General features: G+C 66.5%; 17 protein-coding genes. 10 read left to right on the plus strand and 7 right to left on the minus strand.

Annotated elements, in window-relative coordinates; all coding sequences use genetic code 11:
• Positions 1-43: 43 nt before the first annotated feature.
• Both ileS and FPP74_RS06500 read left to right on the plus strand, forming a co-directional pair.
• Complete coding sequence (gene ileS / locus FPP74_RS06495) at positions 44-3,247, plus strand: isoleucine--tRNA ligase (RefSeq protein WP_144717538.1); 3,204 nt, start codon at positions 44-46, stop codon at positions 3,245-3,247.
• Positions 3,248-3,316: 69 nt separating this feature from the next.
• On the plus strand, positions 3,317-4,738 hold the full coding sequence (locus FPP74_RS06500) for a DNA polymerase IV (protein ID WP_144717540.1): 1,422 nt from the start codon (positions 3,317-3,319) through the stop codon (positions 4,736-4,738).
• Here the strand turns inward: FPP74_RS06500 and FPP74_RS06505 are convergent, their stop codons facing one another.
• Complete coding sequence (locus FPP74_RS06505) at positions 4,739-5,659, minus strand: asparaginase (protein ID WP_095278035.1); 921 nt, start codon at positions 5,657-5,659, stop codon at positions 4,739-4,741.
• A 113-nt stretch (positions 5,660-5,772) separates the two neighbouring features.
• Between FPP74_RS06505 and FPP74_RS06510 the strand changes: the two genes are divergently transcribed.
• The gene (locus tag FPP74_RS06510) at positions 5,773-6,402 is read left to right on the plus strand and encodes a hypothetical protein (RefSeq protein WP_144717543.1); all 630 of its coding nucleotides are present in this window, start codon (positions 5,773-5,775) and stop codon (positions 6,400-6,402) included.
• Positions 6,403-6,406: 4 nt separating this feature from the next.
• Here the strand turns inward: FPP74_RS06510 and FPP74_RS06515 are convergent, their stop codons facing one another.
• Both FPP74_RS06515 and FPP74_RS06520 read right to left on the minus strand, forming a co-directional pair.
• Entirely contained in the window at positions 6,407-8,113 is a 1,707-nt protein-coding gene (locus tag FPP74_RS06515) for an ABC-F family ATP-binding cassette domain-containing protein (RefSeq protein WP_144717545.1), read from the minus strand.
• A 31-nt stretch (positions 8,114-8,144) separates the two neighbouring features.
• Positions 8,145-9,113, minus strand: a complete 969-nt coding sequence (locus FPP74_RS06520; RefSeq protein ID WP_144717547.1) for a DUF6263 family protein — start codon at positions 9,111-9,113, stop codon at positions 8,145-8,147.
• Between the two features lie 188 nt (positions 9,114-9,301).
• Between FPP74_RS06520 and lspA the strand changes: the two genes are divergently transcribed.
• The 7 genes from lspA to dnaE all read left to right on the plus strand — a co-directional run bounded on the left by lspA (position 9,302) and on the right by dnaE (position 19,264).
• Positions 9,302-9,847 (plus strand): signal peptidase II, encoded by a 546-nt coding sequence (gene lspA, locus FPP74_RS06525; protein ID WP_095534868.1) that lies wholly within the window; start codon positions 9,302-9,304, stop codon positions 9,845-9,847.
• Positions 9,837-10,766: an RluA family pseudouridine synthase gene (locus FPP74_RS06530; protein WP_144717549.1), complete on the plus strand. Its 930-nt coding sequence runs from the start codon at positions 9,837-9,839 to the stop codon at positions 10,764-10,766. The genes lspA and FPP74_RS06530 overlap by 11 nt, the downstream gene beginning before the upstream one ends.
• 1 nt (position 10,767) lies before the next feature.
• Positions 10,768-11,367 carry a hypothetical protein gene (locus FPP74_RS06535; RefSeq protein WP_144717551.1) on the plus strand — a complete coding sequence of 200 codons (600 nt, stop codon included), beginning with the start codon at positions 10,768-10,770 and terminating at the stop codon, positions 11,365-11,367.
• A gap of 163 nt (positions 11,368-11,530) precedes the next feature.
• Positions 11,531-13,330 carry an efflux RND transporter periplasmic adaptor subunit gene (locus FPP74_RS06540; protein WP_144717553.1) on the plus strand — a complete coding sequence of 600 codons (1,800 nt, stop codon included), beginning with the start codon at positions 11,531-11,533 and terminating at the stop codon, positions 13,328-13,330.
• 267 nt (positions 13,331-13,597) lie between these two features.
• The gene (locus tag FPP74_RS06545) at positions 13,598-14,311 is read left to right on the plus strand and encodes an ABC transporter ATP-binding protein (RefSeq protein ID WP_095534973.1); all 714 of its coding nucleotides are present in this window, start codon (positions 13,598-13,600) and stop codon (positions 14,309-14,311) included.
• An 18-nt stretch (positions 14,312-14,329) separates the two neighbouring features.
• A complete protein-coding gene (locus FPP74_RS06550) occupies positions 14,330-15,619 on the plus strand; it encodes an ABC transporter permease (RefSeq protein ID WP_144717555.1) in 1,290 nt (429 codons plus the stop codon).
• A gap of 78 nt (positions 15,620-15,697) precedes the next feature.
• Complete coding sequence (gene dnaE, locus FPP74_RS06555; protein ID WP_144717557.1) at positions 15,698-19,264, plus strand: DNA polymerase III subunit alpha; 3,567 nt, start codon at positions 15,698-15,700, stop codon at positions 19,262-19,264.
• Between the two features lie 342 nt (positions 19,265-19,606).
• On the opposite strand, the gene FPP74_RS06560 is transcribed toward dnaE, so the two are convergent.
• From FPP74_RS06560 to FPP74_RS06575, 4 genes are all read right to left on the minus strand, one after another.
• Positions 19,607-19,849 carry a hypothetical protein gene (locus FPP74_RS06560; RefSeq protein ID WP_144717559.1) on the minus strand — a complete coding sequence of 81 codons (243 nt, stop codon included), beginning with the start codon at positions 19,847-19,849 and terminating at the stop codon, positions 19,607-19,609.
• Positions 19,850-20,169: 320 nt separating this feature from the next.
• Positions 20,170-20,601 (minus strand): hypothetical protein, encoded by a 432-nt coding sequence (locus FPP74_RS06565; protein ID WP_144717561.1) that lies wholly within the window; start codon positions 20,599-20,601, stop codon positions 20,170-20,172.
• Positions 20,602-20,818: 217 nt separating this feature from the next.
• Positions 20,819-22,801, minus strand: coding sequence for a choice-of-anchor I family protein (locus FPP74_RS06570; protein ID WP_186439400.1), 1,983 nt, complete (start codon positions 22,799-22,801; stop codon positions 20,819-20,821).
• 55 nt (positions 22,802-22,856) lie between these two features.
• Positions 22,857-23,017, minus strand: a 161-nt coding sequence (locus FPP74_RS06575; RefSeq protein WP_144717423.1) for an integrase core domain-containing protein, incomplete at its 5' end; no start/stop codon positions are given.

The raw sequence follows: 23,017 nt of genomic DNA on the forward strand, positions 1-23,017 counted from the left end.
ACTTTCCGCGTCCCTGCACGAGAACCGCAACGTGCGTGGAGGAATGATGACCGAGGTAGGTGGCGTCTACCCCAAGGTAGACATGACTGGTGGCAGCAGCCGGTTCCCGGACATGGAACGGATCGTGCTGGACTACTGGAGCAGCGATGGGACCTTTCAGGCCTCGCTGAAGAACCGTGAAGACGCCGAAGAGTACGTGTTCAACGACGGCCCGCCGTTTGCCAACGGCCTGCCGCACTACGGCCACCTGCTCACCGGCTACGTCAAGGACATCGTCCCGCGCTACCGCACGATGTCCGGCTACCACGTGCCGCGCGTGTTCGGCTGGGACTGCCACGGCCTGCCCGCCGAGCTGGAGGCGGAGAAGCAGCTGGGCATCAAGGACAAAGCGGAGATCGAGGACATGGGCCTCGAGCGCTTCAACGAGTACTGCGCAAAGTCCGTCATGCACTACGCGGACGAGTGGGAAAACTACGTCACGCGCCAGGCGCGCTGGGTGGACTTTGAAAACGGCTACAAGACGATGGACCCGGAGTTCATGGAGTCTGTCATGTGGGCGTTCAAGGAGCTCTACGACAAGGGCTTGATCTACCAGGGCTTCCGCGTCCTGCCGTACTCGTGGGCGGAGCACACGCCGCTGTCCAACCAGGAGACTCGCCTGGACGATTCCTACCGCGAGCGCCAGGACCCCACGGTGACGGTGACCATGCCGTTCACCGGTGGCCGTGAGGGCTTCGCCGCCGCAACCACGTGGGAGGAGCACCCAGAGCTTCACGACGCCGCCGCGATCGCCTGGACCACCACCCCGTGGACCCTCCCGTCCAACCTGGCCCTGGCGGTCCACCCGGAGGTGGAGTACTCGCTGGTCCGCGTTGCCGAGGACGGTGTCGAGGGCTTTGCCGGAGCGAAGCTGCTGTTGGCCACCGACCTCATGGGCGCCTACGCCAAGGAGCTGGGCACGGACCCGGAGGTCGTTGCCACCTTCCGTGGCGCGCAGCTGGAGGGTCTGGAGTACGAGCCGGTCTTCGACTACTTCAAGGACACGAAGAACGCGTTCATGATCCTGCTGGCGGACTACGTCACCACCGAGGACGGTACCGGTGTGGTCCACCAGGCGCCCGCCTTTGGTGAGGACGATATGCTCACCACCGAAAAGTACGACATCGACCTGGTCATACCGGTCGACGCCGACGGCAAGTTCACCAGCCTCGTCCCCGAGTACGAGGGCAAGCTGGTGTTTGACGCGAACCGCGACATCATCCGCGAGCTCAAGGCCGCCGACCGCGTGGTGCGCGACCAGACCATCGTCCACTCCTACCCGCACTCGTGGCGCTCCGGCGAACCGCTCATCTACATGGCGCTGCCGGCATGGTTTGTCAAGGTCACCGAGTTCCGCGACCGCATGGTTGAGCTGAACCAGCAGATTGACTGGATCCCGTCGCACATCCGCGACGGCCAGTTTGGCAAGTGGCTGGAGGGCGCGCGCGACTGGAACATCTCGCGTACCCGCTACTGGGGCTCCCCGGTGCCGGCGTGGGTGTCGGACAACCCGGAGTACCCGCGCGTCGACGTGTACGGCTCCCTCGACGAGCTCGAGCGCGACTTCGGCCGGCGCCCCGAATCGCTGCACCGCCCGCACATCGACGAGCTGGTGCGCCCCAACCCGGACGATCCGACCGGCAAGTCAATGATGCGCCGCGTGCCGGACGTTCTGGACTGCTGGTTCGAGTCCGGCTCGATGCCGTTCGCTCAGTACCACTACCCGTTTGAGAACGTGGAGGAGTTTGAAACCCGCCAGCCGGCCGACTTCATCGTGGAGTACTCCGGCCAGACTCGCGGCTGGTTCTACCTCCAGCACGTGATGTCCACCGCGCTGTTCGACCGCCCGGCGTTTAAGAAGGTCGTCGCCCACGGCATCGTGCTCGGCGACGACGGCCTGAAGATGTCCAAGTCCAAGGGCAACTACCCGGACGTCAACGAGGTCTTTGACCGCGACGGCTCGGACGCGATGCGCTGGTTCCTCATGTCCAGCGCCATCCTGCGCGGCGGCAACCTCATCGTCACCGAGCAGGGCATCCGCGATGGCGTGCGCCAGGCGCTCCTGCCGATCTGGAACGCGTACTCGTTCCTGCAGCTCTACAGCTCGCACGAGGCGACCTGGTCGCTGGACTCCACCGACGTGCTCGACCGCTACATCCTGGCCAAGACGCACGACATGGTCGCAGCTGTCGATGCCGCGCTTGCAGACACCCGCATCGCCGATGCCTGCGACGAGGTTCGCCGCTTCGCCGACACCCTGACCAACTGGTACGTGCGCCGCTCCCGCGACCGGTTCTGGGAGGGCCAGGAGGCGCACCCGGAGGCCTTCAACACCCTGTACACGGTGCTGGAAATCCTCACCCGCGTCACCGCGCCGCTGCTGCCGTACATCTCCGAGGTCATCTGGCGTGGCCTGACCGGTGGGCGCTCCGTGCACCTCACGGACTACCCGCAGGCGGACACCATCCCGTCCGACGACGCACTCGTGGCGACGATGGACGCCACACGTGCGGTGTGCTCCGCGGCTTCCTCGGTGCGCAAGTCCCGCAAGCTGCGCAACCGTCTGCCGCTGCCCAAGCTCACCGTGGCACTGCCGAACGCGAATGACCTGGCCGACTTCGCCCCGGTCATCCGCGACGAGGTCAACGTCAAGGCCGTCGAGCTGACCGAGGACGTAGATTCGGCGGGTTCCTTCGAGGTCGTCGTGAACGCGAAGGTCGCTGGCCCGAAGCTAGGCAAGGACGTGCAGCGTGCCATCAAGAATGTGAAGGCGGGCAACTACGAGCGTCGCGGCGACGACGTGGTGGTCGACGGCGACATCGTGCTTACCCCGGAGCTCTATACGGAGCGCCTCGTGGCCGAAAACCCGGAGAGCACTGCGCGCGTGGACGCCAACGACGGTGTCGCCGGCCTGGTCGTCCTAGACACCGAGGTCACCGAGGAACTGGAGGCTGAGGGCTGGGCCGCCGATGTAATCCGCGGTCTGCAGGACGCGCGTAAGCGCGAGGGCCTCGAGGTCTCCGACCGCATCGCCGTGGTGCTCTCCGTGCCGGCGGAGAAGGAGGGGTGGGCCAAGCGCCACGCCGAGCACATCGCCGGCGAGACCCTGGCTACCGATTTCTCCGTCACCACCGACGCACTGTCCGGCGAGCAGACCGTGCACGAGGTGATCGACGGCGTGACGGCGCGGGTGCGCAAGAACGCCTAGCCCTCACCGCTGTGCCCACCCCAACCTGCCATTTGGAACTTGTGAGCGATGATTGGCAGACTTGGGGGCATGACTCGCTGGGTGCTGCACATCGACATGGATGCCTTCTTCGCGTCCTGCGAGCAGCTCACCCGGCCCACCCTCAAAGGCCGCCCGGTCCTGGTCGCCGGGGTCACCGGGCGCGGCGTGGTCGCCGGCGCCAGCTACGAGGCGCGCAAGTTCGGCGCGCGCTCGGCCATGCCCACCCACCGTGCCGCCCGCCTCATCGGCCCGCAGGCGGTGCTGGTCACGCCGCGTCGCCCGGTCTATAGCGCGGCGTCGCGACGCGTCTTTGACATCATCCGCCGCCGCGTGGACGTGATGGAGCAGCTCTCCATCGACGAGGCGTTCTTAGAGCCAGAGGAGCTTGTCGACGCCACGCCGGACCACGTCCGCGCTTGGGCCAACGACCTGCGCGACGCGATCAAGCAAGAGACCGGTTTGCCCAGCTCCATCGGGGCCGGCAGCGGGAAGCAGTACGCCAAGATCGGTTCCGGCTTGGCCAAACCGGACGGCGTTTTTGTCATCCCGCACGACGAGCAGTTGGACATCTTGCACCCGCTCCCGGTGAGCCAGCTGTGGGGCGTCGGCCCGGTCACGGAGGGGAAACTCGCGGCGGCCGGCATCGAGACGATTGGAGACTTCGCCGCGTTGAGCGAGAAGGAAGTGGACATCTCACTCGGCGGCGTCGTGGCGAAGCAGCTGTGGACGCTGGCGCGCGGCATCGATGACCGGCCGGTCGCGCAGCGGGCGAAATCTAAGCAGATTTCGTCGGAGCACACCTACCCGCAGGACCTCACCACGCAGGCGGAGGTGGACGCTGCGCTCGAGCGGGCGGCAGCGGGCTCGCACCGACGCCTGGTCCGCGCCGGTCGCGGGGCGCGCACCGTCACGGTCAAGCTGCGCATGGCGGATTTCCGCATCGAGTCGCGCTCAGCCACGCTTCCGTACGCCACCGATGACGCTGGCACCTTGCTCGCCACGGCCTTCAAGCTGGTGCGCTACCCGGACGAGGTCGGGCCGATACGGCTCGTCGGCGTCTCCTACTCGGGCCTCGAGCACTCGCTCCAGGACGTGCTCTTCCCGGAGCTCGACCAGGCGATTGTGAAGCCCGCCTCGGCGGACACGGACTACGAGACCGGGGTGAGCGACCACGTGACTCAGGAGCAGATCGAGGTGGACACGCAGGCCGGGCACCAGCAGGGAATCTGGCAGGCCACGCAGGACGTGTTCCACCCCGAGTACGGCCACGGATGGGTGCAGGGCGCGGGCAAGGGGTGGGTGACCGTCCGCTTTGAAACCCGCTCGACGGGGCCGGGGCGCATCAAGAGCCTGCGCGAGACGGACGAACAGCTGCAGCCCGCGGACCCGCTCGACTCGCTGGACTGGGACGACTGGTTCGAGGAGGAGCGCGACGCCGAGGAACGCGACGCCGAGGAACGCGACGGCTAGCTAGCGCGCGCCGAGCAACGGCGCCGGGTCGACGCCCGCGGCCAGCGCCGTCGCGAGCGCCATGCGTGCCTGGCCCGGGCGCAGGAAGCCCGCCGGCAGCGCGCCCTTCGCGCCGAGCGTGCTGCCGCCGCCGGCGCCGCCGTAGGCAAACGCCACCTCGCCGCGCGGCACGGAGGTGGAAATGACCACCGGGATCCCGGCGTCCAGGGCGCGGGCAAGGCCGGTGCCCATCTGCTCGGAGACGTTGCCCGCACCCAGTGCGGCGACGACGATGCCGTCCGGGCGGGAGGCGGCGACGGCGTCTACGAGCGCGTCGTCCGCGCCGGGCCACGCCGCGATGACGGGGATGTTGCACCCGTCCAGTTGGGCCAGGGGAGCGGCAGCGGGCCGGGGCAGCGGCCGGTCGGCGGCGAGCGCGAAGGCGCGCAGCTCGCCGGTGTGGGCCTTGTACAGGCCACGGGCCGGTAGGGTGTCGCCGCCGAAGTGGACGAGCACGCCCTGGCCGCGGCGCAGCGGGTCGGCGGCGGTGTCGATCGCGCGGCGCAGGTTCTCGGGCCCGTCGGGCGCGTCGGCGTCGGCGGGGCGCTGCGCGCCGGTGAGCACGACGGGGCGGGGGTCGTCGTGGACGAGGTCGAGCGCGAGCGCGGTATCGGCCATGGAGTCGGTGCCGTGGGTGATGACGATTCCGGTGACGGAGGCGTCGTCAAGCGCTTTGCGCACGAGCGACCTCAAGGTATCGACCTCGGCGAGGGTGACTGAGGAGGAATCCAGGCTCGCGGCGTCGTAGGTGCGCACTGGCTCGGTGGTGCCGCTGCGGGAGACGAGCTCCTCGCAGGTCAGGGTGGGGACGCGCGCGCCGGTGGCGTCGGTGGTGGAGGCGATGGTGCCGCCGGTGGAGATGACGAGGACGAAGTGTTCCATGAGTCCTAGCGTGCCAGATGATGTTGTTGGTGTGGTGATACCGGGGCGATACGCTGAGTGGAATAAAGTGCAAACGAGAACCTACGAAGCAAATGCTGCCGCAAGGAGAATCAGTGAACGCACACAAACTCATCGTCGCCGTTGCCGCACTCGGGCTGACTGCGGGCCTCGCCGCCTGCTCCGATGATGGCGCGTCCGGCGCGGACACCAACGGGTCCGCCAGCAACGAACAGACCTCCGCCCAGCAGGCCGCCCCGGTGGCCGAGCTGCCGACCCCCGAGGAGCTCAACGCCGTGCTGACCCGCGCGACCGACTCCGCCCTGCCGATCGGCGAGCGCGTCAACACCGTCCAGGGCGGCGACAGCGTGCCCGAGCTTTTCGACGTCATGGCGCAGTCCCAGCAGCAGTCCGGGGCAAACTTCCAGGTCGTGGACCCCATCCTGCCGGGCTACGGGCCGAACACGGTCCTGGCTACCGTGAACTTCACCCAGCCGGAGCAGCAGTCCGCGCAGCAGGCGGAGGACGTGGAGTTCGTCTTCGAGGACGGGCAGTGGAAGCTGTCCCAGGAGTGGGCCTGCACCCTGGTGACGAATACGCTGCCGCCGGAGCAGGTGCCGCCAATGTGCACCGTCGGCGCCGCGCCGACCGTGCCCGGGGACCAGGCCCCCGCCGACGCGCCGGCCGCGGATGCCCCGGCTGAGCAGGCACCGGAGGGCGATTACCAGGAGGCCCCGGCCCTGTAGTCCGTTAGTCCACTTCGTCGCGCCAGACCTCGCCGGTCCACATCGTGGACAGGGTGAGGATCCTGGCGCGTTCGTCGTTTGTGCGGATCCGCTCGCGCCACTGGCGGCGCACCCACCGGTCGTGGCTGGTGATGATCACGGTGCCCGCGAAGCCCAGCAAGGCGTGCTCGAGCTCTTCCGCCAGGGCGAGCGAGAGGTGGTTGGTGGGCTCGTCCAACAGCAGCAGGTCCGGGGGAGTGGAAAGGATCACGCCGAGGGAAACCCTGCGGCGCTGGCCCAGCGAGAGGTCCTCCAGCTTCGTGGCGGCCTGCGCCTCGGTCATCAGCCCCATCTCCACGAGGTCCGGGGAGCCGCCACCCGTGCGGATGGCAAACGCCTCGGCCGCGGTGACCGTCAGGTCGCGCCACGAGTCGTCCTGCTCAAGGCGGCCCACGCTGTACTCCTCCGGGATGAGGCACTCGCCGGAATACTCGGTGAGCGTGCCGTCCAGGATCTTCAGCAGCGTCGACTTGCCCGACCCGTTCGGCCCCTCCACCAGGAGTTGCTGGCCGGGCTGCAGCTTCAGGTCCAGCGGGGCGAGGCGATCCGGCACCGCGAGGCCACGGGTCACCACGGCGGGCACGCCTATCGACGTCGCCGTGTGCTCCGGCACTCCGCGGAAGGACAGCCGCGCCGGCGGGGCCGGGATCGCTTCGCGCTGCAGCGCCTCCAGGCGAAGACGCGCGGAGCGGCGCCGGTTACCCACCGTCTTCGCTGCCTTATCGGCGTAGAACTTCGCCGCGCTGCGCGTCTCGGTCTTGTTCTCGTGGGAGTGGAAGACGTCGTCCTCGCCCTGCTCGGCGGCCTTCTCCAGGCGTGCGCGCTCGTGTTCCTGGGCGGCGTAGTCGGTCTCCCAGCGCCGCCGGCGGTCCTCGCGCGCCTTGAGGTAGTCCGAAAACGCGCCGGAAAAGCGGGCGCCCTGGCGGGTCTCCTCGCCGAACCCGCCTTCCGCGCCGAGGCCGGGATCCAGGTCGACGATCCCGTCGCAGGCGCGGTCGAGGAAGTAGCGGTTGTGGGAGGCCACCAGCACGGGGCCCTTAAACGCCTCGAGCTCGCCGATGAGGAAGTCCACGGCCTCGTCGTCGAGGTGGTTTGTTGGCTCGTCGAGCACCATGGCCTCGACCGGGAGCAGCAGGAGGGCGGCGAGCGCGAAGCGGCGCCGCTGCCCGCCGCTCATCTCGCCCAGCGGGGTGGAAAGGGGCACGTTGGCCAGGCCGAGGCCGGCGAGCACGGTGGCGATGCGCGCATCCAACTCCCACACGCCGGACTGCTCCGCGCGCGCGAGCGCACGGTCAAAGTCGGCGGCGAGTGCGGCGGACGCGGCGTCGTCCTGCTCCGTGGCCATGGCCTCCCCGAGGCGGGTGATGTCCGCTTCGACGTCGCGGAGTTCGGCCACGGCGGCGTCGATAAGCTTGCTTGCGGGTTCAGTGAACGGCAGGGACGTCTCCTGGGCGATGAAGCCGGTGGTCGGCGGGGTGATGAGCTGGCCGGTATCGGCGGTGAGCTCGCCGGAGATGACGCCGAGCAGGGTGGATTTGCCGGCGCCGTTCTCGCCGATCAGGCCCGTGACGGAGCCGGAGGGGACGGCGAAGGAGATGTCGGTGAGTACTCGCTTGCCGCCGGGGTAGGTAAATGAGATGCCATCGAGGCCGATGTGCAGCGGTGCGACCATGGGAAACTCCTTGAAAACTCTGGGGTGAGCGCTACGCGTCGTCGGACCCGTAGGTCACGGCCTCCGTGACGTCCTGCACCACGCGGTAGGCGGCGTCCTCGCCCGAGTAGACCAGGCGGGTGGTGGACGCGACCTGCCCGGACGTGGGCAGCGGGTGCTTCAAGTCCAGCGTAATACTGCCCTGCGAGTTCGTTGACGTGCTCTCCACGTCAAGCGTCTGCCCGTCCAGGTCCCCGGCGGCAGAGTTATCAATCTGCAGCGACTGCTGGGTCGGGCGCTCCTCCACGTGGACGTCAAGGTCGACCGCATCGCCCTCGAGCCGGGTTACCGTATAGGTTGCGGTGCGCAGCATGTTCGAGGTCCCGGTGACGCGGTTGCGCACGGTCCACGAGCCGCCCACGCCGACCGGTTCGTCCGGCAGCACCACGTTCATCGACGCCACGGCCAGCAGCGACTGCTCCACCGCTTGGCGCCCCCGCTCCTGGGACTCGTTCGGCGCCATGAGCTTCAGCGTAGAGATGGCGCCGGTCGACTGCGCCCGCCAGCGCATGAGGAACCCCTCCGCGGACGCGACCTCCTGGCTCAGCGGCAGGTCGGAGTGCTTGCCTTTTCCCACGGTGAACTCCACCGCAGCGTCCGCCGGGGACTCGTCCTCGCCCGGCTCCGGGGCGCTGCCCGCCGTAACGGCGAGCGGGAGGGTGGTGGTGGAGACGTCGACGCTGCTCACGTTCGGCAGGCCGGGGTCCTCGTGCGCCTGGTTCGCGGGCAGCACGTCCTGGCTGATGCCGGAGGACACCGCGACGGTGGTGTCCCATGCGTCGGTCTCGTCGGTGTTCTCGCCGCCTTCGCCACCCAGCCGGTAGGAGAGCTGCTGCGGGGACTCGCCCGCGGCAACGACCTCCACGGCCGGGGTGTCCATGGCAAACGCCGGAATCCCCTTGAGCGGGTCCTCGTCCGCGGTGCCGCAAGCAGTCAGCGGGAGCAGCGTTGCGCTGAGCACCAGGCAGGCGGCGGCGAAACGGGGTCGGTGAGCTGGGCGAGCAGGACGCGCCGAGCGCGCTCGGGGAGGCAGAAACATCACACTTTGAAACTACCGCACCGCGACGACCCGGAAGCAACCACGGCTGCGTGCCCAGACCGGGCGACAGTGCGCCCGCGCGGAGCCGGACCCGCTACAGTTGACAGGCGATGCAACACAACAACAGTCACACCAATACGCAGGACCCGGCGTCCGCGCCTCGCGGCCCGCGCCGGGGGAGGTACCTGCCGCTCGTCGCCGCCGTCATGCTGGTCATCGCGGTGGCGGATCAGGCCATCAAACAGCTGATGGTCTCGTGGCTCGAGCCGGGGGATCAGGTCCCGCTGATTGGTGACTGGTTCCGGTTCTACCTGCTGTTCAACCCGGGCGCGGCCTTCTCCATGGGCCAGAACTCGACCTGGCTGTTCACCACGATCCAGCTCGCCTTCGTCGTCGGTGCGCTGCTCTACGCCCCGCGCTTGACCTCGCGTTTCGAGGCCATCGGTCTGGCCATGATCGCGGGCGGCGCCCTGGGCAACCTCATTGACCGCCTGTTCCGTGACCCCGGCTTCTGGTTCGGCCACGTCGTGGACTACATCTCCGTGGGCTCGTTCGCGGTCTTCAACCTCGCGGACGCCTGCATCACCGTCGGCACCGCCCTGTTCGCGTTGGCGGTGTTGACCTCTGACCACAAGGAGGCGCCGCATGCCGGGTGACTTCCGCAGCCTCCCCGTCCCCGAAGGCCTGGCCGGCATGCGCGTTGACGCCGCGCTGGCCAAACTCTTCGGCATCTCCCGCAGCGTTGCCTCCGAGATGATCGCGCAGGAGCAGGTGCTTATCGACGCCACACCGCCCCAAAAATCCGACCGCGTCATCCCAGGCGCCCTCATCGAGGCCACCCTCCCGGAACCCAAGCGAGCGCCGGAACCGGTGGCGGAGCACGTCGAGGGCCTGGAGATCCTCTACCACGACGCCGACGTCATCGCGGTGGACAAGCCAGTCGGCGTTGCCGCGCACCCGACCCTGGGGTGGGACGGCCCCACCGTCCTCGGCGGCCTGCAGGCCATGGGCTTCACGCTGCCGGACGCGGGTCCCCCGGAGCGCAAGGGCATCGTGCAGCGCCTGGATGTTGGCACCTCCGGGGTGATGGTGGTCGCCGCGAGCGTCCAGGGCTACTCGGTGCTCAAGCGTGCCTTCAAGGAACGTACGGTGGACAAGACCTACCACGCCGTCGTCCAGGGCTTGCCGGACCCCATCGTGGGCACCGTCGACGCGCCCATTGGCCGGCACCCGTCGTCGGGCTGGAAGTTCGCCGTGACTGACGACGGCCGACCGAGCGTGACGCACTACTCCGTCATCGAGGCCTTCCGCCGTGCAAGTCTGCTCGAGGTGCACCTGGAGACGGGGCGCACCCACCAAATCCGCGTGCACATGTCCGCGCTGGGCCACCCGTGCGTGGGCGACCCCATGTACGGCTCTGACCCTAACCTGTCCAAGCGCCTCGGGCTGATCCGCCAATGGCTGCACGCCAAATCGCTCGGGTTCACGCACCCGCGCACCGGTGAGTACATGACGGTCGAGTCCTCGTACCCAGCCGACCTCCAACACGCGCTGGATGTGCTGAGGGCGGGCTAGCATGCGCCATCCGCTTGCCGCAGCAGCCGCCGTGTTCGGGGCGTGTGCGCTGCTCATCGTCGCGTTGTACGCCGTCGGGATGTCTCACGCGCCCGCCACGCCGACGCTGCAAGGCGACGCGCTCGGCCCCGATCCGGGAGAGTCAGCGGAGGAGTACTCGCAACGCGCCGCGGCGACGCTTGACTCCGCGCGGAGGCAGAGCACGCCGGGCGACTCCCACCTCGCCCTGGTCGCGTTCGACGCGCCGCAGTCCTGCGACGCGGCGGCAGCTGCGTACCGAGACGTGCCGCGCGTCAACGCGATCGTGCCGGAGGGCCTGCCGCCGAAGGACACCCCGGAGCCAGTCGGGGAGACGAGCGCAGGAAGGGGCGAGGTGTGCGAGCGCGAGGCGCGCCGGGCCGTTCAGCGCGAGTCAGGCGCTGGGCCGGACTGGGCGCAGGCTCCTGTGCGCCTCGCTGGCGCGGTGGTGACCGCGGACGTTGCAACGCTGTCGCGCCTCGCGGAATCGTCGCACGTGCGCTCAGTCGAGGTATTGCCCGCCGACGCGGTGTGGGGCGCAATCGCTGTGCGGAACCCGGGTGTGTACTCAGCTAGTTCGTAGGCAGAATTCAGCCTCGTCGTTCGGGCCCCAAGCGGGGGAATGCGCTGGCCCGAAGTGGTCCGGGCCCGTGTATAGTTCAACGAAGTTGCACGCCTAAGCGCCCGGACTCTTCAGTTGGCTTTGCCGAAGACGCCGTTGGCGCGCCCGTTTGTGAGGAGAAGTTTTGGTTTCCGAATCCGGAATTGCCACCCCGCACGCCACCACCAACCGCCGCCGGTCGCTGAAGCTGCGCTCCGTCGCGGTAATCACCACCGTGTCGCTGTTTGCTTCCGCCTGCGGCTTCGGTGGAGGAGACAACAGCAAGGACGCGGACGGCTTGCAGCCGGGCGACTACACCGTGGCGTCGGCGGAAGACGTCTCCGACAGCGTTGTGGTCAACGGCAGCATTGCTCCGGTTCGGGCAATGAACATCACCACGTCGGTGCAGTCCGAGGTGCAAAAGATCGCCGTCCAGCCCGGTGACCGCGTGCAAAAGGACCAGTTCTTGGTCTCTATGGACACCGAGCAGCTGGACCGGCAGCTTGCCGCGCAGGAGCGCCAGCAGGCGAACGCTCAGGCCGACGCCACCCAGGCGCTGCAGCAGGCAGAATCCCAGCTCAACGCCCACGACCAGTCCATTAACGACGGCACGAACCAGGCCATCCGCCAGGCACAGGCTCAGGTGGATCAGGCGCAGGCTGCATACAACGCGGCGCTCGCCGCAAACGGCGGTCGTTCCGCAACCCGAGTGGCCGACGTATTTTCCCAGATGGCGGGCAACCTCTCCTCGCACCTGCCGGGTAGCTCGAGCGGCGGCGCCCCGGAGGCTCCGGCACCCGCTGCACCGGCAGCACCCGCTGCGCCAGCTGCACCTGGCGCGGGCGCGGTGGCGGTACCGGGCGCTGCCGGCGCAGACGGCGCGGCAGGCGCCGGTGCGGTCTCCCCGGAGGACCTCGCCAGCATGGCCGGCGCCCAGGGCGCGGGTGCTGCAGGCGCGGCTGGGGCCGACGCCGCGGCGAGTGCGCCGATGAGCGTCGATGAAGCGTATGCAGCGCTGCAGGATGCCCAGGCGGCGCTCGCGGCCGCGCAGACCCAGGCGCAGCAGGAGCGCGAGCAGCTGCAGGGGCAGGTGGACAGTGCGCGTCGACAAGCGGAAAGCGCCGGCATCTCTGAGAGCGACGGCACGCTGGAGTACCAGCTGCAGGAGGCGACGCTGTACTCGCCGCTCGCCGGCATCGTGACCGCGGTGGACGTGCAGGAAGGTGACATCCCGCAGGGCAAGCTGCTCAGCTTGGCAGATGATTCCAGCCTGATCATCAAGTCCGAGGTTCGCGAGGCCGACGTGCCGAACATCGCGCAAGGCAACCGCGTCGAGTTCACGTCGACTGCAACCGGCGACAAGAAATTCAAAGGGCGCGTAAAGCGCATCGCCCCGGCCGCTGATCCGAGCGCGTCGGGCAGCATGAGCAGCGGCATGGCAGGTGGCATGGCCGGAGGCGTGAACGCGGCCGGCGGAGCCAACGACCAGTCCAACAGCGTGACCTTCCCCGTGGAGATCGAGGTCACCGGCGACAAGAAGGGACTCCTGCTCGGCGGCACGGTGCGCGCGGAGATCATCACCGAAGAGTCCCCGGACGCCCTCAACGTGCCTGTCGACGCCGTGTACGGCGACGATAATGACAAGAAGGTCCTGGTGCTCGCCACCGATGGCGACGACGCGAAGTCCGGCAAGGTTGAAGAGCGCAGCGTGAAGACGGGCGCCACCAACGACGTGGACATCGCCATCACCGGGGGCGACCTCAAGCCCGGCGACATCGTCATCAACTGGCCAGACGAGTACTCCGACAAAATCGGCGAGACCGTGGACATCTCCGATCCGAAGTTCGATCCGCAGCAGGTACGCGATGCCAAGGACAGCGCGAAGGATGCTGGCGCAAAGACGTCCGAGCAGAAAGATGCCGCCGAGGGCGGCGAAGAAAAGTAGGGGAGCGCGCCGTTGAAGAAGTTCTCCCGAAAAGGAAAACACGCCCGCAGAGACGACGACACCGCGCACGCAGCGCACGCAGTGCACGCAGCGCCCGGTCAACCGGCCGAGACCGGGGAAGACGACGACCCGTTTTTCTTTGGCGCGGAGGAGGCCACCGGCGAGCAGTCGGCCGTTTCCGCTCAGGAGAAACAGCGGGCCGGGAGCTCGGTGATCGTTGGTGGGGAACGTGGGGGCGTCGATAACCGTCCTGCTCCTGCGAACCCGATGGCAAATTCGGGCCTGCTCATTGACATGCGCGGGGTGGTGAAGACGTACAACGAGGGTGAGCCGAGCGAGCTGACCGTGCTACACGGCATTGACTTTCACGCAAAACCGAGCGAGTTCGTGTCCATCGTTGGCCCATCCGGCTGTGGTAAGTCGACGCTGATGAACCTGATTGGCATGCTGGATCGGCCGTCCAAGGGCGCGTACGCGTTCAACGGCGAGCCGGTCTACGCCAAGGAAGATAAGGAGCTCGCGTCGTACCGCAGCAAGAACATCGGCTTCATCTTCCAGAACTTCAACCTCATCGGCCGCATCGACGCGTTGCAAAACGTGGCCATGCCCATGATGTATGCGGGCGTGGAACGAAAGGAACGCGAGGAGCGCGCCGCGGAGCTGCTGGAGATGATGGGGATGGGTGACCGCATTCACCACAACCCGAACGAGCTGTCCGGTGGCCAGAAGCAGCGCGTGGCTATTGCGCGCAGCCTGGCCAACGACCCGGACCTCCTGCTTGCCGACGAGCCAACCGGCGCACTCGATTCAAAGACCGGCCGCATGGTGATGGACCTGTTCCACAAGCTGCACAAGGACCTGGGCAAGTCAGTGGTGTTTATTACGCACAACCCGGAGCTCGCGGAAGAAACAGAGCGCGTCGTGGAAATGATGGATGGGCGCGTTGCCAACGTGCGCACGCCCGCCGGGCTGGGAATGTAAGGAAGGAGACGACACACCGTGAATATCCAAGAATCGCTCCGGCTGGCCGTCTCCAGCCTGAACAAGAACAAACTGCGCTCGCTGCTGACGCTGCTGGGCATCATCATCGGCATCATGGCCGTGGTGATCATTATGACCCTCGGACGCGGCCTGGAGAACCAGGTCATGTCCGGACTGCAGGGCGTGGGCACGACGACGCACCCGGTCGTGGTGCACGAGCGCCCCGACGAAGAGGAACAGTCCGACGACCCGTTTGCGGCCATGTCGCAGGCGCAGCCGACGGACGAGCGAGACTCGCTGACGCTGCAGGACCTGCAGGATATGCGCGACGCGTTCGGCGACCGCATCACCGGCATCGACGTCGACCTCTCCGGCATGGGCGAGATTGAAAACGGCGACAAGGACCCAGTGAGCACCACGATCAACCCGGCGCTCATGGACTCCATTGACATGCGCGGCGGCGAAGTCGAGTTCGGCCGCGGCATCTCCGATAAGGACATGCAGGGCCAGCGTCCGGTGGCCGTGGTGAGCCCAGAGCTTGTCGACGCCATGTTTGACGGTGACCCCGCCTCCGCCTTGGGCGAACGCATCGATCTGGTGCAAGAAGGCCAACCGGCTGTCTTCACCATCATCGGCGTGCTCGGCGGCAAGACGGATGGCGCCGCCGGCGGCGGCGGAGCGTTCGGCGGGATGCAGTCCTACGCCGAGGCGTACATTCCCGTCACCGCGGCCGACCGAATCGGTCTGAACGGGGATTGGTTCACGTCCATCTCGGTGCGCAGCTCCGGCGAGGAGGAGGCGGCCACGTTCCAGAAGGATCTGCAGGACTACCTGGACCGCCAGTACCGCGGCAATGAAACCTACGAGGCCGAGGTCATCGACCTGTCCTCGTCGCTGCAGGAACTGACCAGCGTGTTCCGCATCATGTCCTCGGTGCTTTCCGCAATCGGCGGCATCTCCCTGCTGGTCGGCGGCATCGGCGTGATGAACATCATGCTGATTACGGTCACGGAGCGCACCCGCGAGATCGGCGTGCGCAAGGCGCTCGGCGCGACCCACGGCGACATCCGCACGCAGTTCATCGTCGAGGCGATGCTGGTCTGCTTGGTCGGCGGCGTCATCGGCGTCATCCTCGGCGGGGCAGTCGGCATGATCGCCACCGCGGCGTTCGACGCATTCGTGTGGCCCCCGGTCGGTGCAGTGTTGCTTTCGCTGTTGTTCTCACTTGCCACCGGCGTGTTCTTCGGCGCCTACCCGGCGTCGAAGGCGGCAAAGATGCAGCCTATTGAGGCGCTCCGCTACGAGTAAGCGCCGCCGTCGCGGCGAATCACACCCCCGTAATCACGGGGGTTTTGCCGTTTCTTGAGTCGGGTTAAGATGACCCGCATGGCCAAAAACTCCTCCTTCGTCCACCTCCACAACCACACCGAGTTTTCCATGCTGGACGGCATGGCCAAGGTGGACCTGCTGGCCGATGAAGTGGTGCGCCAGGGCATGCCTGCTGTGGGTATGACGGACCACGGCAACATGTTCGGCTCTAATGCCTTCTACCGGCGCATGGTCGACGCTGGCGTGAAGCCGATCATCGGCATCGAGGCCTACATGGCCCCGGCGTCTCGCTTTAACAAGAAGCGCCAGCTGTGGGGCACCCCGGACCAGAAGCGCGACGACGTCTCCGCGTCCGGTGCCTACCTCCACCAGACCATGTTGGCGGAAAACGCCACGGGACTGCACAACCTGTTCAAGCTGTCGTCCCTCGCCTCCTACGAAGGACAGCTGGGCAAGTGGCCCCGCATGGACGCAGAGCTCATCGCCGAACACGCGGACGGCATTATCGCCACCACTGGCTGTCCGTCCGGCGACGTGCAGACGCGCCTGCGCTTGGGCCAATACGACGAGGCCCTGGAGGCTGCCGCGATGTGGCAGGACATCTACGGGCGGGACAACTTCTTCCTTGAGCTTATGGACCACGGGCTCCACATCGAGCGCCGTGTCCGCGACGACCTGCTGCGCATCGGCAAAGCACTGGACCTGCCCCCGCTGGTGACCAACGACTGCCACTACGTGCTGGAATCCCAGGCACCCGCGCACGAAGCGATGCTGTGCGTGCAGACCGGTAAGACGATGATGGACCCGGATCGCTTCAAATTCGACGGCACGGGCTACTACATCAAGTCCGCAGAGCAGATGCGCGAGATTTGGGACTCCACCGTGCCGGACGGCTGCGACAACACGCTGTGGATTGCCGAGCGCGTCGGCGATTACGGCGAGCTCTGGGAGGACCACCCGCACGATCGCATGCCAATCGCGGACGTGCCGGAGGGCGAGACGCCGACGAGCTGGCTGCGCAAGGAGGTTCAACGCGGGCTCGAGGCGCGTTTCGACGGCAGCGAGGTCCCAGAGGAGTACCTCAAGCGCGCGGAATACGAGATCGACGTCATCGACATGAAAGGCTACCCGTCCTACTTCCTCATCGTCGCGGAGCTGATTAAGCACGCACGTGAGGTGGGCATCCGCGTCGGGCCGGGCCGTGGCTCGGCGGCTGGTGCACTTGTGGCCTACGCGCTGACCATCACCAACATTGACCCGATGGAACACGGCCTGCTCTTCGAGCGATTCCTCAACCCGGAGCGTCCGTCCGCGCCCGATATTGATATTGACTTTGACGACCGCCGCCGCGGCGAGATGATCACCTACGCCGCCGAGCGCTGGGGTGAGGACAAGATTGCCCAGGTGATCACGTTCGGCACCGTGAAGACGAAGCAGGCGATCAAGGACTCGGCGAAGGTGAACTTCGGCCAGCCCGGCTTCCAGATGGCAGACCGCATCAACGCGGCCCTGCCCCCCGCGATCATGGCGAAAGACATCCCGCTCGTCGGCATCACGGATCCGGAGCACGCCCGCTACACCGAGGCAGCCGAGGTGCGCTCACTGATCGAGACGGACCCGGATGTGGCCAAAATCTACGAGACGGCTCGCGGCCTCGAGGGCGTCGTGCGCCAGGCCGGCGTGCACGCCTGCGCGGTGATCATGGCGTCCGTGCCGCTCATGGACCACATCCCGATGTGGAAGCGCCCGGCGGACGGCGCGATCATCACCGGCTGGGATTACCCGGCCTGCGAGGCCATCGGCCTGCTGAAGATGGACTTCCTGGGCCTGCGCAACCTTACGGTGCTTGGCGACGCCCTGGAGAACGTGAAGAAGAACCGCGGTGAAACGCTCGACCTGGAAACGCTGGATACAGACGACACAGCCGTGTACGAGCTGCTCTCCCGCGGCGAGACCCTCGGCGTGTTCCAGCTGGACTCCGGCGGCATGCAGGAGCTGCTCAAACGCATGAAGCCGACCGGCTTCAAGGACATCGTGGCGTCGCTGGCGCTCTACCGCCCGGGTCCGATGGGTGTGAACGCACACTGGGACTACGCGGACCGCAAGAACGGGCGTAAACCCATCACTCCGATCCACCCGGAGCTGGACGAGCCGCTGCGCGAGATCCTCGACGAGACCTATGGCCTCATCGTGTACCAGGAGCAGATCATGCGTATCTCTCAAAAGGTGGCAAATTACACGGCTGGCGAGGCAGACGGCTTCCGTAAAGCGATGGGTAAGAAGAAACCCGAGGTGCTCGCCCAGCAGTACGACAAGTTCTGGGGCGGCATGCAGGAGAACGGGTACTCCAAGGCAGCGATGGACGCGCTGTGGGGCACGATCGAGCCGTTCGCGTCCTACGCGTTTAACAAGTCGCACGCCGCTGGCTACGCGCTGGTGTCGTACTGGACGGCCTACATGAAGGCGAATTACACCGCTGAGTACATGGCTGCACTGCTGACGTCGGTTGGCGACAAGAAAGACAAGTCCGCGATCTACCTGTCGGACTGCCGTCACCTTGGCATTTCGGTGTTGCAGCCGGACATTAATGAGTCGGAAGAAAACTTCATGGCTGTTGGGGAGGACATCCGCTACGGCCTCGCCGCGGTGCGCAACGTCGGCGCCGAGGTGGTGGAGTCAATCAAGGAAACCCGCCGCACGAAGGGCCACTTCACGAGCTTCTCCGACTACTTGGACAAGATCGATCTGTTGGCCTGCAACAAGCGAATCACGGAATCGCTGATCAAATCCGGCGCGTTCGACTCGCTCGGGCACCCGCGCAAGGGGCTGATGCTCGTGCAGGAAGACATGGTCGATTCCGTGCTGACCACGAAGAAGGCTGCGGACAAGGGCCAGTTCGACCTGTTCGCAGGCTTCGGCGGAGACGACGGGCAGGAGAGTGGCTCGGCCGTGTTCACCATGGACATTCCGGACGACGAGTGGGACAAGAAGTACAAGCTCGCGCTGGAACGCGAGATGCTCGGCCTGTACGTCTCTGGCCACCCGCTCGACGGGTTCGAGGAGGCGATTGCTGCGCAAACCGACACCGAGCTGACCACGGTCTTGTCGGGCGAGCTGCGCCACGGCTCGGAGGTCACGCTCGGCGGCCTCATCTCTAGCGTGGACCGCCGCTTCTCCAAGAAGGACGGTTCCCCGTGGGCGATCGTGACCATTGAGGATCATCACGGCGCCCAGGTCGACGTTCTCCTGTTCAACAAGGTGTACTCCCTCGTTGCGCCCCAAATCGTCGAGGACAACATCATCCTTGTCAAGGCCCGCGTGACCATTCGCGACGAGCGCATGAGCCTCTTCGGCGACGACGTCAAGGTCCCCGAGCTTGGGCCCGGCCACGGCGCTGGCCTGCCGCTGCGTCTGACGCTGCGCACGGACCAGTGCACGGTGGAGAATATCGCGCGACTCAAAGACGTGCTGCTGAACAACCCTGGCGATTCCGACGTGTTTCTCAACCTAGTGAACGGGGACCACAGCCAGATGATGGTCCTGGGCGATCACCTGCGCGTGGAACGCTCGGCAAGCCTCATGGGGGACCTCAAGGCTACGATGGGAATGGGAATTTTGGGGTAGCTGTGCTCCGCCGGCCGGGACCGGTTGGTCCGGTGTAGATGGAGCTAGCTCCGTTTGGCGGTGGCGGGGTGGTGAATTGCCTGGTCGGGCGACGTTGTCGGTTGCAGATGGAGCTAGCGCTGTTTGGTGGTGGCAGGGTGGTGAATTGCCTGGTCGCGCGACGTTGTCGGCTGTAGATGGAGCTAGCTCCGTTTGGTGGTGGCGGGGTGGTGAATTGCCTGGTCGCGCGGCGCAGTTGGTTGTAGATAGAGCTAGCTCCGTTTGGCACCGACCCGCCGCGCTCAGAACCACCACGCCGACAACCGCAGCGCCCCCCCAAAAAAACGTGCGGCCGTCCAGCACCTAGGACTTGATACCCGCCTGGGCGAGCGCTGCCTTCAGTTGCTCCTGCATCCGCGGGTTCGCCGCCACGACCAGGGAAAGCGCCTGGATCAGGCCGGCTAGCATCGTGATGGCGAAGTTGATGTAGGTAAAGATCTCCTCGCCGCGCTCATCAAGAATGCCCTTGTTGATCCACTCCGAGCTCGGACCCGTTGCGCGGAACGGGGTGGGCGTTGCGGTCACAGCCGGTGCAGTCACCGTCACCGTCACCGGTGTAGGACCGTCTTGGGAGGGCGACGGAGTGGCGGATCCGGTTGCTGACGCAGAGGGGCTCGGCGTCGCGGTTGCAGACGGGCTGGGCGTGGCAGTCGTGCCTGCCGGAGCCGCACCGGTAGTCGCGGAAGTTTCGGTCGTGCTTGGGTCAGTGCTCTTCGCAGAAACGGGGCTCAGACCTGCTACGGCGAGTGCAACGACGGTGGCAGCAGCAACGGGGTAGGTCGCCTTCACTTTGTGTCCTTCCAGTGGGAGTAGAGAGAAAAAATCGGCGGGGCCTTCGAGTGAAAGCCCCGCCGAAGTGCCGCGTCTTAGAATACCTTCGGAATGTTCAGGTGCGGGATGCCGAGGTGGAACTGCGCGTTGACCATGTCGATGATCTTGTTTGCGCCGGTCGGGTCGGAAGCAACGATCAGGGTGGTGGTCAGGACTGCCGCCAGGGTGCCGGATACGAAGCCGACGATGTGGCCGTTGGAGGAGCCGGAGGACTTGCCGTTGTTCGGCTGCGGAGCCGGCTTGGTCGGGGTGGTCGGCTGAGTGGTCTCAGTGCCCTCGCCCTCGGTGCCTGCGGGAGCCTCGGCGGTCGGCTCGGAGGTCTCGGTAGCCGCGGTGGTGGGCTTCTCGGTCGGGGTAGCGGTAACCGTAGCAGTCTGGGTGGTGGTCGCGTCCTCAGCCAGTGCCGGTCCTGCCGTGATGGCCAGTGCGGTTGCAGCTGCGACGGCAGCGGTGGAAATACGCTTCATTAGTTTCTAGCTCCTCGTGAGAGTTTTGGTCCTGCGCCGAAACCGGGCTGAAAGATTACAGCTCGGTTACAGCGATGTCGTTAGAGAAAGTAGCAGGTTTCTTACGAAAAGGATAGTGCAGGGTGCCACACCATCCATTTGTTCAAAACGAGCTCCAGCTTAGCTGGGTTTGCTTCGCAAAACTACTGGGTCGCGGGCAAACGTCCGCGAAATCCCACTAGAAGGGAAGCTTGGGTGCGCCCGGAATCTGGCCGAGCAGCTGGTCAACCGGGTTCTGGATCAGGCCCAGGGAAACGCCTCCGGCAACGAGTGCCACCAGAGCGGCGAGCACGCCTGTGACCGCAGCGACAACCTTGCCCGCGGTGGAGGAGCCCTCCTGCTCGTCACCAGTCTGCTGATCCGGGGAGTCCGGTTTTTCTTCCGGCTTCTTTTCCGGCGTCTCGCCAGGCTCCTCACCCGGCGTCTCCTCCGGCTCCTCCGCCTTGTCCAGCAGGGATTCCACCTGGAAGAGCGTGGTGGTGCCGGAGACCTCGTTGCCCACGGCCAGGAGTGCTTCGCCGTTCGGGGAGTCCGCGGCCGGGATGAATGTAAGTCCCTCGGCGCCGAGGTCGCCGACCTTGGATAGGCCGTCGCGAAGCTGCTCCTCGCCCTCGTCGGCAAGCGTTTCCATGTTGATCGAGAAGTCGCGGTTGTTCACGTAGGCCTGGTACTTCGGAGCGCTCGGGTCGGTGATGTCGTAAACCATCACGCCGCCGAGGCGCTCAAAGCCGATGAACGCGTAGGTGCGGCCGTTGACCTCGCCGACGGTGACGCCCTCCGGCTCCGGGCCCTTGTCGTCGGAGCGGGTGTCAAAGGAGGTTTCGGTGTGGTTCGAGTTGAAGTACTCGGGCAGGATGCGGGAGGTGATTTCCTCGAACTGCGAGCCGGAGTCGAAGACACGCTTGCCATCCGCGGTGAAGATGGAGAAGCTGCGCCCGCCCAGGTTGTACAGGTCGTCGTAGCAGCCCTTCTCCTCGTTGAGACCCATGGAGGTAGTCATGTTCAGGCGGCCCAGCTGCTCGTCGGACTGCAGCTCCTCGAGCTGGTCCGCGGAGAGACCGGCGTAGCCCTCGCAGATCGGGGCGACGTCCTTCTTGCCAAACTTCTTCAGGCGCGCCTCTTCGGAGTAGCCGTCCCAGTCGCGCGAGTCGCCCTCGTTGGCCAGGACCAGGTAGGTTTCGCCGCCGACGTTGTAGGCGGCGATGGAGTCCGGCTGCAGGAGGGACTTCACCGGCCACTTGGAGATGTTGGTCGTGTCGTCCTTGTCGGAGGCGTCGAAAGGCACCTCGCGGCGGTCGGTGACACCGAGCGGCCAGATGTCCTCGACCTTGCCGGAGGTGATGTCCACGACAGCGATCGCGTTGTTCTCCTGCAGGGTCACATACGCCTTGTTGTCGTCGACGGCGATGTACTCTGGCTCCAGGTTCTGCGCCTCAGTCTTCGAGGCGCCGACCTGGCCAAAGATGCGCACGCCCTTGTCCGCCAACGTGCCCTCGAACGCCGAAAAGTCGGCGGTACGGACCTTGTCCTGCGTTGGTGCGGCAACGTCGTGCTCGAGGCGGATGAGGGAGATGGAACCCTCCGGGTCAACCGAGTAGTCCTCGGCCGGCTCGCCTTCGTTTGCCACCAGGGCGTAGCGGCCGTTGGGGGTCAGGGTCACCATGTCCGGCAGGGAGCCCACGCCCACTCGGCCGAGCACTTCGCCCGGCGTGTCCGCGCCGGCGTCGAAGAAGATGACTTCGCCGGGCTTCGTCTTGTCCTCGTCCGGCTCCACGGTCGCGACCGCCAGGCCGTCCTCGCGCACGGCGACGGAGTTGATCGTGGTGTCGTCGCCGCCGTGAACTTCGCCCACCTTGGTCGGTGCCGTCGGGTCGGCGATGTCGAGTACGTCGATCTTGCCCGAGTTCGCATTCACGGTGAGCACGCGCTTCGAGGCCTTGTGGTAGGCCACGATCTCCGCGCCGGACTCGTCGAAGACGCCAGCGTCGTACGAGCCGATCGGAGCGATCTTGGCGGAAGCATCCTTGGCCTGGTCGTACACAGGCTTATCGACGACCACCGCGCCCGCCGGGGCAACAGCAATCAGCGATGCGGAGAGCGCGGCAGTAGCGGGCAGCGCGAGCAAAGCGCGGGAGCGGGGACGGCGGAGCGAAGGGAACATGCGTAGGCCTTTCTTGGAGCTGGTTTGAAGCGTCCTGGGTTTGGTTCCGCTTCTTTTACGGCCCTGTGTTGATGGGCTCGGTGAGATAATACTCGGTTTCTACTTCTTGTGGGGTGGCGTAGTCCAACGCCTCGTGAAGACGTTTGGTGTTCCACCAGTGCACCCACCGCAGGGTGGCTAGCTCGACTTCTCCTACTGATGTCCACGGGCCCTGGG

The organism is Corynebacterium sp. NML180780 (assembly GCF_007786415.1).
In the GTDB taxonomy this organism is placed as follows: domain Bacteria; phylum Actinomycetota; class Actinomycetes; order Mycobacteriales; family Mycobacteriaceae; genus Corynebacterium; species Corynebacterium gottingense.

Coding starts and splice junctions, on each gene's coding strand:
- ileS (WP_144717538.1), top strand. CDS start 44: ATGATGACCGAGGTAGGTGGCGTCTACCCCAAGGTAGACATGACTGGT.
- FPP74_RS06500 (WP_144717540.1), top strand. CDS start 3,317: ATGACTCGCTGGGTGCTGCACATCGACATGGATGCCTTCTTCGCGTCC.
- FPP74_RS06505 (WP_095278035.1), bottom strand. CDS start 5,659: ATGGAACACTTCGTCCTCGTCATCTCCACCGGCGGCACCATCGCCTCC.
- FPP74_RS06515 (WP_144717545.1), bottom strand. CDS start 8,113: ATGGTCGCACCGCTGCACATCGGCCTCGATGGCATCTCATTTACCTAC.
- lspA (WP_095534868.1), top strand. CDS start 9,302: ATGCAACACAACAACAGTCACACCAATACGCAGGACCCGGCGTCCGCG.
- FPP74_RS06530 (WP_144717549.1), top strand. CDS start 9,837: ATGCCGGGTGACTTCCGCAGCCTCCCCGTCCCCGAAGGCCTGGCCGGC.
- FPP74_RS06535 (WP_144717551.1), top strand. CDS start 10,768: ATGCGCCATCCGCTTGCCGCAGCAGCCGCCGTGTTCGGGGCGTGTGCG.
- FPP74_RS06545 (WP_095534973.1), top strand. CDS start 13,598: ATGGCAAATTCGGGCCTGCTCATTGACATGCGCGGGGTGGTGAAGACG.
- dnaE (WP_144717557.1), top strand. CDS start 15,698: ATGGCCAAAAACTCCTCCTTCGTCCACCTCCACAACCACACCGAGTTT.
- FPP74_RS06565 (WP_144717561.1), bottom strand. CDS start 20,601: ATGAAGCGTATTTCCACCGCTGCCGTCGCAGCTGCAACCGCACTGGCC.
- FPP74_RS06570 (WP_186439400.1), bottom strand. CDS start 22,801: ATGTTCCCTTCGCTCCGCCGTCCCCGCTCCCGCGCTTTGCTCGCGCTG.